This window comes from Mesorhizobium sp. M7A.F.Ca.CA.004.04.2.1 (assembly GCF_004022825.1).
Taxonomy (GTDB): domain Bacteria; phylum Pseudomonadota; class Alphaproteobacteria; order Rhizobiales; family Rhizobiaceae; genus Mesorhizobium.
The window spans coordinates 1-1,121 of the sequence record NZ_RZPH01001421.1; the positions used below are offsets into that span (position 1 = coordinate 1).

Annotated in this window: 2 protein-coding genes; both read left to right on the forward strand. The window is 68.6% G+C overall.

Annotated elements, in window-relative coordinates; genetic code table 11:
* On the forward strand, positions 1 to 410 hold a 410-nt coding region (locus tag EN893_RS35065), incomplete at its 5' end, for a thioredoxin family protein (protein WP_164901437.1).
* Between the two features lie 36 nt (positions 411 to 446).
* The coding region (locus EN893_RS35070) for an FAD-binding protein (RefSeq protein WP_128362216.1) at positions 447 to 1,121 on the forward strand (675 nt) is incomplete at its 3' end.

Genomic DNA, 1,121 nt, shown 5'->3' on the forward strand with positions numbered 1-1,121 from the left:
GGGATTATGCCGGCAAGGGGCTGCAAGTGGTGGCGATCAACGCCAATGACCATGAGGCGCATCCGGAGGAGACGCTGGCCCGCATCGGCGAAGAGGCCGAAAAATTCGGCTATTCCTTCCCCTATCTCAAGGATGCGTCGCAGCAGACGGCGAAAGCCTACGGCGCCGCCTGCACACCCGACTTCTTCCTGTTCGATGCCGACCGGCGGCTCGCCTATCACGGCCAGTTCGACGATGCGCGGCCGGGCAATGGCAAGCCGGTGACCGGTGCCGATCTGCGCGCAGCGGTCGACACGGTGCTGGAGGGCGGCAGGCCCGCTGCCAGCCAGGTGCCGTCGATCGGCTGCAACATCAAGTGGAGTGCCGGCAACGAGCCGGTCTGGTCCTCCAGCGCCGCCCGCGCCGCTTAGCGCAGGCGCCGCTTCGAACGCATTCGCCAGGTATCCATGCACAAGCCGCAAAAATCCGCTTCCGACAGCTTGCTGCTCCAGGCCGACGTGCTGGTGCTGGGCGGAGGTCCGTCAGCGGCCTGGGCGGCTGTCGCTGCGGCCGAGAGCGGCGCCAAGGTGGTGCTGGCCGATAAGGGCTATCTCGGTACCAGCGGCGCCACCGCGCCCTCCAACACCGGCACCTGGTGCGTGCCGCCGGGCGACAACAGGCATGCCGTCGTCGAGCGGCGCTGGCAGCGCACCGGCGAACTCGCCGACCCGCGCTGGATGCTGCGCTGCGTCGATACTGCCTACCGCAATCTGCTCAGGCTGTCCGAATGGGGCTATCCCTTTCCGAGCGAGGATGACGGCCGCCTCTACATCGCCAATCTGCGCGGGCCGGACTACATGCGCTTCATGCGCCGCCGGGTGCTGTTGGCCGGCGTCACCGTGCTCGACCATCACCCAGCGCTCGAACTTCTGTCCGACGGCGATGCCATCGTCGGCGCCGCCGGTGTCGCCCGGCAGATCGGCCAGGACTGGCGCGTCGACGCCAACGCGGTGGTGCTGGCGACGGGCGGCTGCGCTTTCCGCGAGCGCATCCTCGGCGCGACCGGGCTGACCGGCGACGGCTATCTGATGGCGGCGGAGGCCGGCGCCAGCCTGTCGGGCATGGAGTTCACCGGCAAATAT